Below are 14314 nucleotides of genomic sequence, written 5' to 3'. Positions count from 1 at the left end.
TATAAATTAATTATAATTTGAAGCTATAAAATTTTACATTTTTAAATTAACAGCTAATTCGAACTCATCACTGATCGCTTTATCGCCTAAATTGTCAAAGAAACTTCCAGATCCGTATTTAATATCATATTTGGTTCTGTCTACTTTAAGCGTAGTAGAAGCAGCATTACCATTAATGGCCAAATCAAAATCGATAGGGTTTGTTTTTCCTTTGATAGTTAAATCTCCTGCAATTTTATAGCCTTTATCAGTTTTTTTAGCTTTTTTTACCACTAGTTTTGCTGTTTTATGATTTGCGGTACTAAAGAAATCATCAGAACTTAAGTGTCCTTCAAGTTTTTCTTTTCCTTGCCCTGCTTCAAGATCTGTAACCTTTAGTGTGGTCATATCAACAGTAAATTCTCCTCCGGTAATATTTTCTCCGTCAAATACAAGAAAGCCTTCAGATAAATTAAGTGTTCCGGTATGTGATCCAGTAACTTTTTTACCAGTCCAGTTGATTGTACTTTCTGAAGCTTTAACTTCTTTTTTTTGTGCAAAAGTAGAAGTGGTAGCTATAGCTGCAATAGCTAAGATTAATGTTTTAAGTTTAGTTTTCATGATTTTTAAAATAAATAGTTATATATAGTTAATGATTAATTTATATCTCTTAGTTTATTGAGGAGCTCATTGAGATGTGTCAAATCCTCTTTTGAAAGATTTGATGTTAGCTGGTCCTCGAACGTGGTCATTATCGGACTTATGTTATCTATAAATGTTTTTCCTTCCTGAGTAATAGTAATTTCAACTTTTCTTCTATTAGACGGACAAGTATCTCTTTTTACATACCCTTTGTGAATAAGCTTGTCAACCAATCTTGTCGTGTTACTCATTTTGCTTACCATTCTTTCCTGTATTGTAGAAAGGTTAGCGGGTTTGCCTTTTTGACCTTTTAAAATGCGCAATACGTTAAATTGTTGAATGGAGATGTCATATGTCTTTAATTCAAGATTGATTTTTTCCATTATCCAATTTTCGGTATAGAGTAGATTAACTATTGCCTTTCTGGAAATTGGAAGCTCAACTTCTGTCTTTATAATGTTTTCTATTTTCAATTGTATATACAATATTTGTATGTACAAATGTATGTCGGTTTTTCTTTTTAAAATTATAAAATGATATTAATTCTTTGTTAAAATTAAATTTAAAGCAAGGTTAAATAGTATTATTGCCATTAAGAATAGTATTACTATTAGGTTAAACATTTGTGAAAAATTCTGAAAATATTTAGATAAAACATGGAAACCTTGTTAATTTTCTTTTCCCTAAACAATGGTTTTGATACATTGGCGTCATGTTAAAATGGATTTTATATATAGTACTGGTTATATTTTTTGCTAACTGTAAAGGAGAGCAGACAATTGCTCTTGATGCTACAGATGTTTTTAAAAGTAAAGGAGTAGAAATACCAGTGTATGATTTTGAAAGCTTCAAACCTTTATTAACGATTAATGATGAAAAAACTAGGGTTATTAATTTCTGGGCGACTTGGTGTAAACCTTGTGTGGCAGAACTCCCTTATTTTGAGTTGATTAATAGTAGGTACCCCGATAATGAAGTAGAAGTTATTTTGGTAAGTCTGGATTTGCCTAAGCATGTAGAGTCTAAATTAATTCCTTTTGTTAAAAAACAAAAAATAGAAAGTAAGGTAGTCCTATTGGATGATCCAGATGCTAATAATTGGATACCAAAAGTAAGTAAGAATTGGTCTGGTTCTATACCAGCTACAATTATATACAAAGGAGGAACCGTTAATTTTTATGAAAGATCTTTTACCTATAATGAATTGGAAAAAGAGCTCAAAAAAATGCTTTAAATATCTTTATTAACTATTATTGTAAATCTAAATGCATATGAAAACGTTAAAAATTCTTGTTGGAGTAGCTTTTATTATTGCTATAAGTGCTTTTGCTATAGACAAAGTATCTAATCCTGAAACTGATGGAGGATATTCAATTGGAGACATAGCTACAGATTTTAAACTAAAAAATATTGATAATACCGATATTGCACTGGCTGATTATAAAGATGCTAAGGGCTTTATTGTGATTTTCACATGTAATCATTGCCCATATTCTGTGGCTTATGAGGATAGAATTATTGCTTTGGACAAGAATTTTAAAACCAAAGGATACCCCGTTATTGCTATAAATCCTAATAATCCAAAAGCTTACCCAGATGATAGTTTTGATAATATGATCATACGGGCAAAAGATAAAGGTTTCACTTTTCCTTACCTTTTTGATGATGGCCAAAAGATATATCCTCAGTATGGTGCAACCAAAACACCTCATGTATATGTTCTTGAGAAAACTGATAAAGGAAATATTGTTCGATATATAGGAGCTATTGATAATAACTACAAAGATGCCTCTTCTGCCACCGAAAAATATGTTGAGGATGCAGTAAATGCTTTACTTAAAGGAGAAAAAGTACCAGTAGAAACTACAAAAGCTATTGGATGTAGTATAAAAGCGTAGAACTCTTTCTATAATTTTTATTTTTTTTAAGTTTTTTATAAATGAATGTATAGTTTTTATACATTTTACGAAGTACTCTTTATATTTGTAAGGAATATAAATAACAGGAGTCTAATTTTTACGTAGAATATATTTTATAATGGCAGATATTACTCAAGAAGAATGGCAAGAACGTATTGTTAATGATGATAATGCGGTAATCTTGGATGTAAGAACAGAAGAAGAGGTAGAAGAAGGTTTTATACCAAAAATGTTAAATATAGACATTCGTCTGGGGCAAGAGTTTCTTGATGAGGTTGAAAAATTAGATAAATCTAAAAATTATTATATTTATTGTCGCTCTGGAGCACGTAGTGGACAAGCATGTGCATTAATGAATCAAATGGGTTTCGAGACCACATATAACCTAATTGGAGGTTTTATGGCATGGGAAGGCGAGACCGCAGAATAACATATATGAGAATTAAACCTTTTTTATTAGTTACTTTCTTTTCTTTATTACTTTTTAATTGTAAACAAGTTGAAGATAAATCTTCTACAATAGAGTTAATTACAGTTGAAGAAATGGATTCACTATTAGAAATGAGAAAAGTACAGCTTATTGATGTGAGAACTCCTAGTGAGTATGCAGATGGACATATTGATGGAGCATCAAATATTGATTTTAGAGATGATAATTTTGAAGCCCTTATAGCCAAAGTAGATAAAACAAAACCTGTAGCGGTATATTGTGGACGAGGAGGAAGAAGCGGTAAATGTTCTGCATATATGAAAAAGGCTGGGTTCACTAAAATTTATGACTTGGATGGGGGAATTACAGAATGGAAATTTAAAGGAAAACAGATCGTAAAATAAACTGTTTTACTAAATATATAAAATAAGAAATGCTTCCCATAAGAGAAGCATTTCTTATTTTTATTCGATAAAATCAGAACAGGATGAGGCTAATTCAAAACAAAATATTCTTTCTTACTCTTTTTATAATTGGTGTTGTCCATGCTCAACCGACTAAAGCGTATTATATTTTGGCAAAAAATGGCTTATCTCTTAGGAATACAGCTTCATTAAAATCAGAAAGATTATTTACCATAAAATACGGTGAAAAAGTATATGTTGAAGATCTAGAAAAAGACACCAGTAGTAAAAAGAATTGGTTAAAAGCTGATAATATTTCTGGAGTCATGGTAAAAGTGAATTACAATAACAAAGAAGGGTATGTTTTTGATGGATACCTAACCGATATTGCTCCTCCACGTGTAGAAGAAAAAGTATCTGATTATGTAGAAAGAGCCAGGCCAAGCAGTCCAGGTAAGATAGTTTTGTTTGAAACTATCACAAGGGATTATGATGGGTATTATCTAAGGGAAGAAACCATATTTTTGAAAACAGATAGATGGTCAGAAGCATTTTTATTGGCAAAGCGATTGTTTAATATCCCTGAAAAATTGGGTTTTCCCAACTTAGATTTTGAAGGGGAGACACTCATCATTACAAACCCCGATAAAAAGGAATATAGCTGGTCTGATGAACTAGAGGTAACTCGCAAAAATGAAGAAAATGATTTTGTGATTACCTATACTATACGAAGCGAAGGTGGTGGAATGTCTGTGAAGTTAGAAAAAGATGATAATGGTGAAAGCATTAGAATAAGTAGAACAGGTATTGCAGATTAAGTAATTTAAGAGTTTACTCCTAAATTATTCTTTATACAAGGATATTTTTACTTCATTATTCAAGATCTTTCAATAGATTACCAGCATTTTCTGTATGAATGTTATTAGATGAACTGAGTTTTTCGAGTAGAGAAATTGTTTGCTCTTCTTTTTCCATTTTTAGATATGTAAGAGATAGAAACCATATTGCATCAGAATAGTATTTACTTTCTGCAGAAAAGCTCAGAAACAATGCTTCAGCTTTTTTTAACTGATTTGTATTTAAATAACTATTCCCTAAACATAGTTTTAATTGCTCATCATTAGAATTTTTTTCTATTGTACTCTCAAGAAAAGGAATAACTTTTTGATATTCTTTTTTCTTATAATTCAATACTACTTTTTTAAAGTTATCATCAATAGAAGTTTGATCTCCTCTTTTGATATCTCCAATGGGATATGGGGTATAATATTGAGCAAATAAATTTTCAGAAGTAGTATTAGTAAACCATAGAATAGAAGAAATACCAATTAAAATTAAAATTGATGCTGCTATTTTCCAAAAAGTAAAAGTGTTGGATTTCTCAGAAGCCTTTTCATCGTTAATCTCTTTATTTATTTCAATTAGTTTTTTTCTAAAGTCAAGAGATTTTTTATTTCTAAGATTGTTAAAGAGTTCGGATTGTATTTTAACTTCTTCTTCCAATTCGGGATTAGCTTTTATAGTCTGTTTAAAATCTGTTAATGCTTTACCAGATAATGAACCTTCAATATAGGCTTCGATCTGTTCTGATAATTCTTGCGTCATTTTCATAATAAAAGCTATTTAGTATTTATTTTGATTTCTTCAAAAATAGGATCTTCTTTTACCATCGCTACTAACTTGTTTTTACATCCAAATTTTTTCTTTCGAGTATAAGCTTCAGAATACCCATTTTGCTTTGCAATATCTTTCATAGATACTCCTTCAAAAAAGAGAGAAAGAAGTTCCTGACAACCTGTCCCTAATTTTAAAAAACATTTTTGAAATACATAGCGCCTTTCATTATCATTGATCTGATCAATGATATCCAGATCATTAGCTTTAGATATTGAAAGTATGCTTTCATTATGTACAGTTTTTTTATTCCCTTTGAGCTTATTTCGCCATAAATTTCTACATACAGAATATACAAACGTACCTAATGAGGAAGTAAGTTGCAGAGAGTTATTCTCGAGTTTTTCATACACAAAAACCATTGCATCTTGAAAAACATCCTCAGCATCAGCTTCACTACCAGAATTTTTTAAGATATAGCTTTTTACCTGAGGTAAGTGTTTTTCATAAAATTTTTTTATAATCCTTTCATCTCCTACAACAATTCCTTCAATAATACTGTCTTGATTGCTGTTACTCATCGGTTAATGTTAAATATACATAAGTTGTTACCTTTTTTTTTGCAAAATAATGATCATAAAAGTAATATATTTATTTTTGCAGAGTTAAATAGAAGAGTAAAATAAAGCTCTGATTTTGGTGTGAATTTTGTGGTAGGAGAAAATATAATAACATTTATGAAAATAATACTAAAGATGGTATGGGGTGCAATGTTAATATTTACCCATATTACTATACATGCACAGGTTAAAGAAGATACATTACAAGCTCATCAATATTTTGTAAAAGGAGACTCGCTTCTAAAGGAAAGAGCATATCAAAAATCCATTAATTCATTTGAAAATGCGGCTTCAATATTTATGAGGCATAAAGCTTGGAAGCGATATGTACAAAGTCTTAATAAAATTGCCAAAAATCATTATAGTCTCAGGGATTTTGATAAGGTAACTGATTTTTCTAATCAGGTAATTAACATTTGTAATGAACAATTGGATAAAAATTCTCTAGAAGAAGCAAATGCATTATTAATTATAGCTAAGGTAAATAAAAAAAGAAATCAATTTTATGAAGCTTTAGGCTATTATGAAAAAGCATTAAAAATAACAGAAGTAAACGTTGGTTTCAGTCATATAAAAACTGGAATTTTATATAATAATATAGGGATTGTATACGATAGATTAGGATTTGTAGACGATGCAAAAAAATACTATTCTATAGCTTTAGATATTAATGAGCAACTTTATAATAAGAAAGATAAAAACATTCTTAATACGGTATATTTAAACATGGCTGTGCTGTATAGCAGAGCTGGGTTTTACCAACAGGCTGTACCTTTTTATGAAAAAGCTATCGCTCTAATCATAGAGACCAATGGAGAAAATCACGCTAAACTAACTCGGAAATACTATAATCTTGGCGCTAATTATAGTTATATAGAAGAGGATTTTAGAGCACTACAGTATTTTCAAAAGGGATTACATATTTTAAAGCAAACAAACAAAGAGGACTCTGAAAGTTTTGCATTGTTTTATGCCGGTATTGCTACACAATATACAAGGTTAAATAAATTAGACCAAGCACTTAGGTATTATAATAAAGCGCTTAAGATTAACCAAGACATATATGGTGATTATAATTTTGAAACCGCTACAGTAAAGGTAAATATTGGAGGGACATATGCGTTAAAAAAAGATTATAATACTTCATTAGATTACTTGACGAATGCAAGAGATATTATCAAAAAAATACTTGGTGAAGATCATAGAGAAATGTTGTTGGTTAACGATGAATTGGGAAAACTATACGAATTGCAACAAAAATACCCAGATGCTATTGAGTATTATGATAAAAATCTAAAAATAGCTCTCAAAAACTTTGGAAAGAAAAACCAAAATACAGCAGAATGTTATAATAATAAAGCTAGGATATATGAAATGAATAAGGAATATTCTATGGCAATAGAAGAGTATCATAATGCTATTATTGCTGGGGCTAAAAGTTTTAAAGACGCTTCTCTGCAAAAACTACCGTCTTTAGATGACTATTTTAATAGTTATACCATGTTGTCAGCTGTTTATGGAAAAGCAAAGAGTCTTAAACTAAGAGCTGAAAACAATAAAATAGATAAAGATTTTCAACAATCACTCACAAGCTTCTTGTATTGCGATTCGTTAATTGATAAAATCAGAAATTCATATATGTTAGCTACAGATAAAGTAGCATTAGAAAAAACTACAGTGAATGTATATCAAGATGCAGTTAAGGTTGCTTTGTTATTATATGCAAAAACAAAAGATGAGAAATATGCAAAAAAGGCATTCTATTTTTCAGAAAAAAATAGAGCTCGATTATTAGATGAGCAACTTAGAAAAATAAAAGCAAAGCATTTTGTCGGAATAGAAGAGAGTAAGATTAAACTCATGGATGAAGTGAGAGATAAGTTAGGATATTATACCTCAAAACTTCATGAGTATAAACAAAAAACAATTAAAGATTCTACGAGGATAAACAAATTTACTGATTTGGTTTTTTCATATACTAAGAAAAAGGATTCATTAATGAAAGAAATTGAATTTCAGTATCCCAAATACCATCAACTTAAGTATGATGCTTCTGTTATTTCTGTTACTGAAATCCAAAAAAGAATTCCAGAAAAAACAACACTATTAGAATATTTTGTGACTGATACCAGTACATATGCTTTTATGATATCAAAGCATACATTTTCTGTAGAAGAAATACAAACTACAAGCAGTAAAGAGAAAATAATTCAATTTAGAAATGCAATTACTTCAAAAAACATAGAGAGGTATACTAAAATTGGACGTGAACTGTATCTGCAACTCATCGCTCCTATGCCTATCGACAAGTATAATAAACATTTAATTATCATACCCGATAGAATGTTATGGCATCTTAATTTTGATCTCTTGTTAACAGAAGATTCCGAAAATCAAAATCCAAAAAAATTACCTTATTTTGTTAAAAATCAGGTGATTAGTTATGGTGATTCTGCTGATTTATTTTTTACTGATAAAACCAGAAACACAGATGTATTAAATGAATGTTTAGCTTTTTCATTTTCGAATGATGATTCTTTTTCTACAAATCAGGTAATTTCTATGAATACGTTAAGAAACACAAAAGACAATTTACCAGGAGCAAGAAAAGAAATAAAAGCGATTTCAGATATTGTAGGGGGAGCTTACTTTTATGGGAAACATGCGATAGAATCTAATTTTAAAAAAAATGCCAATCGTTATGCGGTAATACATATGGCAGTTCATGGCGAAATAGATAATAAACAGCCTGAGAATTCTAAACTACATTTTACTCAGGTAGAAGGATCTAACCAAGACAACTACTTATATAATCAAGAAATTTATGGTTTAGAAATACCTGCAGAACTTGCTGTATTGAGTGCCTGTAATACAGGTGCAGGAAAAATTTCTGGAGGAGAAGGAATTATGAGTCTGGGGAGAGCATTTCAATATGCAGGAACCAAAAGTTTATTGCTCACCAATTGGGAAGTCTCTGATGAGACTACTCCAGTGTTGATGAAAAATTTCTATGTTAATCTTGAAAAAGGGATGAATAAGGCCGAGGCATTACAACAAGCTAAATTACAGTATCTAGAGGAAACTAATGTTTATCAGGCAGCTCCCTTTTATTGGGGAGGTTTTTATTTGATAGGAGATACAGGCTCCATTGATCTGGCGAGTAATAGGTATATGGACGCATTTTTTCCAATAGGTATTGTACTTATTTTAGTTCTGCTTTTATGTTTTTTTTATTGGTTTAAAAAGAAATATATAATATCTCGGGATAAATCTTAAATAAAATTGGAGTACTCTATACAGTAACATTTTATTTAGAAAATACATTAAAGGTGCAATTTGATTAAGAAACCTTGAAGCGTAGGAATAGTAATTAATTGTCTTAAACGAAAAACAGAACTAAACCAAAAATTAGAATGAGAAAGAAATTATGTTTTTTACTAGCGGTGTTTATAACTTCATTTTTTTATGCACAAACTCATAAAGGTGATGTTGTCCTGTCTTCGCAAAAAGAGGTAGATAATTTTAAAGGGACTAAAATTATAGGCAATTTGATTATCAGAGAGTATATAGAAAACCCTGATGTTATTTCTACTTCTCAATCTATAATCACAAATATTAAAAGCTTATCTCAACTTACCTTTCTGGATGGAGATTTAAAGATTATACGAAATAGCAAGTTGTCAAACCTCGATGGACTTGAGGGGATTAAAGAAATAACAGGAAGTATTGAAATTAAAGGTAATAATTCACTCAAGAACATCAACGGATTGCGTTTAATAAAAAAAATTGGTAAAAATATCACCATTATAAATAATAGAGCACTTTCTAATAGTAATGGACTATCTAGTATCCCGATTGTTCATGGGGATTTAAACATTCAAAATAGTGGTTTTAGAAAATTAGAAGGATTAAGTAGTCTTGAGGTAATTGAAGGAAACCTTATTATTAAGAATAATGAGGCGCTGGTAAGTATTAATTCTTTATTGAATTTAAAAAAAATAAAAGGAAATTTTATTTTGACTGCTAATAAAAAATTAATCAGTGCTTGTAGTATTGTAGAGTTGTTCCAAACCGAAGCCGCAATTGGATCAATTTCTGTCGCAAATAATTCAGAAATTACAAGTAATGTAATAGATATTATTAATAATTGCCAATCCTTAGCATGTACTCATCCCGAAAATGATGTATGGTTAAAAACACAAGAAGAAGTCGATGCTTTTGATTATTGCTATATAAAAGGTTCTTTAATCATATCAGATGAAATGACGGGTAAGATAAAAAATATAAAAAAATTAAGGAATCTTAAAGGAGTAGGTGAAAATTTAATCATAAAAAATAATACAGAACTTAAGGATGTTTATGTATTAGGTAGATTAAAAAATAAAGGTAGTATTGGTGGAGATTTAGAATTAGATAATAACTCTGCTCTCCCAGAGGGTGTTTTTAAAGAAGCGAGATCATACTTTTTATGTGATAATATTGCATTGCGATTAAAGGTTAGAAAAAAATCAACACAAGATTTTGTTTTATATCTTTTTCCTGAAAGTGAAGAGAGTTGTGATAAAGATTCAACACCAGGTAATCCATTTGCAAATGAAGATGGTGAAGATGGATCCAAGGTCAACCCTTCTCAGCTATTATCTCAAAAAATAAATAAAAATGTATATCCAACCATTTCTAATGGAAGAGAGATTCATATTACTGGTTTAGAAAATGATTTTAACTACAAAATATATACTATGTCAGGTCGATTAATAGAAGAAAAGACGATGCTCAAAGGATCAAAAAATGTAACCATACATTTTAAAAAACAACTTACTTCAGGAATATATATAATAAAAATACTGGAAGAAAGTGAAAACTCTAACTTTCGATTTATAATTAGATAAAGTAAATAATATTCATATAATACAAAAGGTTCTCATCTATCGAGAACTTTTTTTATGCATTTCTAAATTTTTTAGGGTAACAGTTATAACTACAAATACATTAAACCCGAAATCAAATTTTTAACAATTTAAAATAAATAGAAAATGAAAAACAGTACACTACTTTATATTCTAATTCTTTGTTGTTTACATACAACCTTTGCCCAGGTGTATCCTGGAAACTTGACTATAGATGAACAATCAGATATTGATTTATTTGACTATACCTCTGTTGATGGGGATTTAATTATCCAGGAAAAATCTCCAGGAGCAATTGTAGACCTAAACGAACTTTTGATGCTAACATCAATTAAAGGAAACCTTAAGGTTATATCAAACGAGACATTATCAAATTTGGATGGACTTTCTAATCTCTCAAATATTGGATTTGGATCTATCACAATTTCAAACAATACAGTATTAAATAATATTGATGGTTTATCTAAAATCACTGAAATAACAGAAAGACTTGTCATTGAAAATAATGCTATGCTAGATAATCTTAATGGATTATCTAATGTTACCCGTTTAGATGGGTTTGAAGGTTTTTCTTTGCAAGTAAAAAGAAACCCAAAGTTATCCAATGCATGCGGTATAATACCCATTATAGCCTATGATCCTAGCTATGTGCAGGTATATCCATCAATTAATAGTAATTCGGCTAATACCAGTTCTGTACAGGATATTATTGCTAATTGTAATACCTGTAAGATCTATGAAGGTAATTTAATACTTACTTCTCAAGCCCAGGTCGATACTTTTGACTATTGTGAAATAACGGGAAATCTAACGATCCAGGAAGATGTAGCAGGAGATATTACAGACCTATCAAGTTTAGCTACACTAGAGACTTTGGGAGGAGGACTTTATATTAAGAACAATACCAGTATTACTAATCTGGATGCTTTTCATAACCTTAAAATGATTAATGGTTCTCTTGAATTATCAAAAAATGCAATTTTAGCAAATATTGATGGATTATCTGGTTTAGAAATAATTAATGGCAATTTGGTGATTTCTATTAATAAAAAAATAACTTCTTTAAGAGCATTCAACACGTTAGCAACTTTAAATGGTAACTTAAACCTACTTGCAAATGAAGGGTTAACCGATTTAGATGGTTTTGTGAATCTAAAAGAAATAGGAGGTTTTCTAGAGATTAAAGGACATAGAAGTATGGTGAGTTTTACAGGACTTAGTAATTTAACTACCATCGGTACAGATATACGAATTATAGGTAATGATTTGTCAAATTTAGATGGCTTAACTAAGCTTAACGAAATAAAAGGTAACCTAGAATTGACTAACAATTTTAAGTTAAGCGATATCCATGTGTTTGCTAATATCCTTTCAATTACAGAATTAAGAATTAAAAATAATAACCTAAGCAATTTCAGTGGTTTTTCGGGATTAAAAGAAGCAGGAGCAATAATTTTAAATAATTGTGATATAATAAATCTCAACGATTTGTCTAACTTAACTTCTCTTGCTAACAGCTTGGTATTGTACAATAATAAAAACTTAGAAAATATTTCAGGAATTTCTAATGCTATAGGTAAGAATATAATTCAACTTGAAATAGGAGGTAATCCAAATTTAAGATCTCTTTCAGGATTAGAAAATCTAGAAAGAATTGATGGCCTTATTTCAATTTTTAATAATTCCCAATTAGCAGATGTAGATGGATTACAGAATACCAAAACTGTTACCAAAACTTTAAAAATAACAAATAATAGAAGTTTAGAAAATGCTTGTGGAGTTGTACATCTATTAAAAACCGTTAATGCTGTTGGAGGAGGTATAACAATAGAAAATAATGCAGCACAGACTAGTACTGTAAATTCGATACTAGTAGCCTGTTACAAAACTTTTGTAGGAGATATCATGCTAACTTCACAAGCAGAAGTAGATGACTTTGATTATGAAATTGTTAAAGGTAGAATTACCATAGCAGAATCAATAGCTGGTAATATTACTAATCTAGATGCATTGAAAACCCTTAAAAAAGTAGGAAGTATACATATCATAAATAATATAGGATTGTAGAGTTTTTCAGGTATTGGAGAGTTGCAAAAGTTTACTAATCCGGGAAAAGAAGTTTTTGTTCTGGATAGTAATACCAGTATATCAGTAGAAGATACATATTTTATTGCACACTACTTTTTATGTCGAGGGATACTACGTCCGTTGATTGGATTTTCTAAAAGTTCTGGAAATAGATCTGAAGCACAAGCAAAGTCAAATTCAGAATCAGAAGTATTGCGGTTTCCACAAGTAAAAGTAAGGTTTAATGTATCAGATCAATTCATGATAATTAGAGAAGTTCCTTCGGGATTTATATGTAAGGAAGGTCCCCGAAATCCATTTTCTAATGAAGAAGGAGAAGAAGGAGAAGAAGGAGGAGAATCAAGATTTATTGACGTGATTGGCAAAAATACAGATAATGAGATCATCTTATATCCTACGATTATAGAGGGAAATAGTATAACACTTTCTGGTGTAAAAAATAATTTTAAGTATACAATATATAGCGCTACTGCAGTACTAGTTGATAGTGAAAATGTGAAATCAGACACAGAAGAAAAAACAATTGTGTTTAATAAACAGTTAACCACGGGAATGTATTTCTTAAGAATAGAACAAGAAGGAGGTAAGAATAATACCTTACGATTTATAGTCAAATGATCTAGTATTCAAAAAAAAACATTGGTTAAAAAAGAGCTCTCTGATCAGGGAGCTCTTTTTATAAAATAAATTTATTTAATTATCCGTTTTTCGTCATATCAGCCTATCGGTGTCATGCTGAATTTATTTCAGCATCTCACTTTGTTAATAATAAAGCTCTTATTAATAAGATCATGAAATAAATTCAGGGTGACAACTATATTATGGTTATTCATAAAAATTTATCTCAGTATCGAAAAATGAAACTGGCATCTTGTATCCTTGTGTGATAAAAAATTATTAATCATTAAAACAAACGCACATGGCACAAGAAAATCAAATTAGTATAGTGATTCCAGAAGATGTAATCAATACAATTATGACCAAATTACAAGAATGCAGACAAGAGCTTACACCCTATCTGCAAGCCTTAACAGCAAATGATCGTTCGGGACTATTTAAAATGGGAGATAAGTCGTTACCTACAGTACAAAAAGTAAAATCATATGCAGAAACTAATCCAGAATTTGTACCAGGGTATATGGATAAAGAAGAATTTCTAAAAGACGAAGCTGTGGTTTCACAATTAACCCCTATTGCCAATTTATTAGAGCAATTATTTTCTGATGTAGATGATACCAGATTATTAGCCGGTAGTGAAGCCCTACAGGCTGCTTTATTATACTACGGACAGGTAAATGAAGCGAATAAAAAAGGCGTAAACAGTGCTAAACCTATTTATGACGATTTAAAACAACGTTTTTCAAGAAAGTAAACCTTCATATTATTCCTTATTAACCCGAATGGTTCTATTAAGAACCTCTCGGGTTTTTTGTTGAGTATACTATCTAAGTAAATAATAAAAATGTAAAAGGATATAGAAATGAGTTTATTTGTCATTCCGTTGAAGAACGGAATCCATTTATGAATTGCACTATGCCGAAGTAGATCCCAGCCTATAGTTTATCCAGAACGTAGTGGAAGGGCTGGGGTGACAAAAAACAAAGAATACGTATCATACTGTATTAAAAAACAAGAGTATTAAATCAATACACAGTTTTTTTGTCATGTATTTAGATAAAATATATTCAATCCTGAGTATTTTTTACTGATA

General features: G+C 30.0%; 14 protein-coding genes. 10 read left to right on the top strand and 4 right to left on the bottom strand.

Translation table 11 applies throughout. The features are described 5' to 3' along the window. Positions 1 to 33: 33 nt before the first annotated feature. Entirely contained in the window at positions 34 to 600 is a 567-nt protein-coding gene (locus FOF46_RS07575; RefSeq protein ID WP_143916038.1) for a YceI family protein, read from the bottom strand. 35 nt (positions 601 to 635) lie between these two features. Beyond that, positions 636 to 1121 (bottom strand): MarR family winged helix-turn-helix transcriptional regulator, encoded by a 486-nt coding sequence (locus FOF46_RS07570; protein ID WP_244299585.1) that lies wholly within the window; start codon positions 1119 to 1121, stop codon positions 636 to 638. 212 nt (positions 1122 to 1333) lie between these two features. Here FOF46_RS07570 and FOF46_RS07565 point away from each other — a divergent pair, with 212 nt between their 5' ends. From FOF46_RS07565 to FOF46_RS07545, 5 genes are all read left to right on the top strand, one after another. Next, complete coding sequence (locus FOF46_RS07565) at positions 1334 to 1855, top strand: TlpA family protein disulfide reductase (RefSeq protein WP_109438910.1); 522 nt, start codon at positions 1334 to 1336, stop codon at positions 1853 to 1855. A 37-nt stretch (positions 1856 to 1892) separates the two neighbouring features. Further along, positions 1893 to 2519, top strand: a complete 627-nt coding sequence (locus tag FOF46_RS07560) for a thioredoxin family protein (protein ID WP_109438909.1) — start codon at positions 1893 to 1895, stop codon at positions 2517 to 2519. Between the two features lie 139 nt (positions 2520 to 2658). Further along, positions 2659 to 2970: a rhodanese-like domain-containing protein gene (locus FOF46_RS07555; RefSeq protein WP_143916037.1), complete on the top strand. Its 312-nt coding sequence runs from the start codon at positions 2659 to 2661 to the stop codon at positions 2968 to 2970. A 5-nt stretch (positions 2971 to 2975) separates the two neighbouring features. Beyond that, positions 2976 to 3374: a rhodanese-like domain-containing protein gene (locus FOF46_RS07550; RefSeq protein WP_143916036.1), complete on the top strand. Its 399-nt coding sequence runs from the start codon at positions 2976 to 2978 to the stop codon at positions 3372 to 3374. A gap of 83 nt (positions 3375 to 3457) precedes the next feature. Beyond that, entirely contained in the window at positions 3458 to 4192 is a 735-nt protein-coding gene (locus FOF46_RS07545) for an SH3 domain-containing protein (protein ID WP_143916035.1), read from the top strand. 55 nt (positions 4193 to 4247) lie between these two features. Here FOF46_RS07545 and FOF46_RS07540 read toward each other — a convergent pair whose 3' ends face one another. Then, the gene (locus tag FOF46_RS07540) at positions 4248 to 4985 is read right to left on the bottom strand and encodes a tetratricopeptide repeat protein (protein WP_143916034.1); all 738 of its coding nucleotides are present in this window, start codon (positions 4983 to 4985) and stop codon (positions 4248 to 4250) included. 8 nt (positions 4986 to 4993) lie between these two features. Then, positions 4994 to 5569 (bottom strand): RNA polymerase sigma factor, encoded by a 576-nt coding sequence (locus tag FOF46_RS07535; protein ID WP_143916033.1) that lies wholly within the window; start codon positions 5567 to 5569, stop codon positions 4994 to 4996. A 156-nt stretch (positions 5570 to 5725) separates the two neighbouring features. On the opposite strand from FOF46_RS07535, the gene FOF46_RS07530 reads away from it, so the two are divergent. The 5 genes from FOF46_RS07530 (at position 5726) to FOF46_RS07510 (ending at position 13975) form a co-directional block, all read left to right on the top strand. Next, positions 5726 to 8884, top strand: a complete 3159-nt coding sequence (locus FOF46_RS07530) for a CHAT domain-containing protein (RefSeq protein WP_143916032.1) — start codon at positions 5726 to 5728, stop codon at positions 8882 to 8884. Positions 8885 to 9021: 137 nt separating this feature from the next. Continuing rightward, a complete protein-coding gene (locus tag FOF46_RS07525; RefSeq protein WP_143916031.1) occupies positions 9022 to 10497 on the top strand; it encodes a T9SS type A sorting domain-containing protein in 1476 nt (491 codons plus the stop codon). 144 nt (positions 10498 to 10641) lie between these two features. Next, positions 10642 to 12582 carry a leucine-rich repeat domain-containing protein gene (locus FOF46_RS07520; protein ID WP_143916030.1) on the top strand — a complete coding sequence of 647 codons (1941 nt, stop codon included), beginning with the start codon at positions 10642 to 10644 and terminating at the stop codon, positions 12580 to 12582. Between the two features lie 21 nt (positions 12583 to 12603). Beyond that, the gene (locus FOF46_RS07515; protein ID WP_143916029.1) at positions 12604 to 13221 is read left to right on the top strand and encodes a T9SS type A sorting domain-containing protein; all 618 of its coding nucleotides are present in this window, start codon (positions 12604 to 12606) and stop codon (positions 13219 to 13221) included. 301 nt (positions 13222 to 13522) lie between these two features. Continuing rightward, the gene (locus tag FOF46_RS07510) at positions 13523 to 13975 is read left to right on the top strand and encodes a hypothetical protein (RefSeq protein ID WP_143916028.1); all 453 of its coding nucleotides are present in this window, start codon (positions 13523 to 13525) and stop codon (positions 13973 to 13975) included. The last annotated feature ends 339 nt before the right edge of the window (positions 13976 to 14314 follow it).

The sequence above is a fragment of the Aquimarina algiphila genome, from assembly GCF_007489275.1.
GTDB classification, from domain to species: Bacteria; Bacteroidota; Bacteroidia; order Flavobacteriales; family Flavobacteriaceae; genus Aquimarina; species Aquimarina algiphila.
The sequence above is the reverse complement of the archived record's forward strand: the minus strand, read 5'-3'. Positions and strand labels throughout refer to the sequence as shown.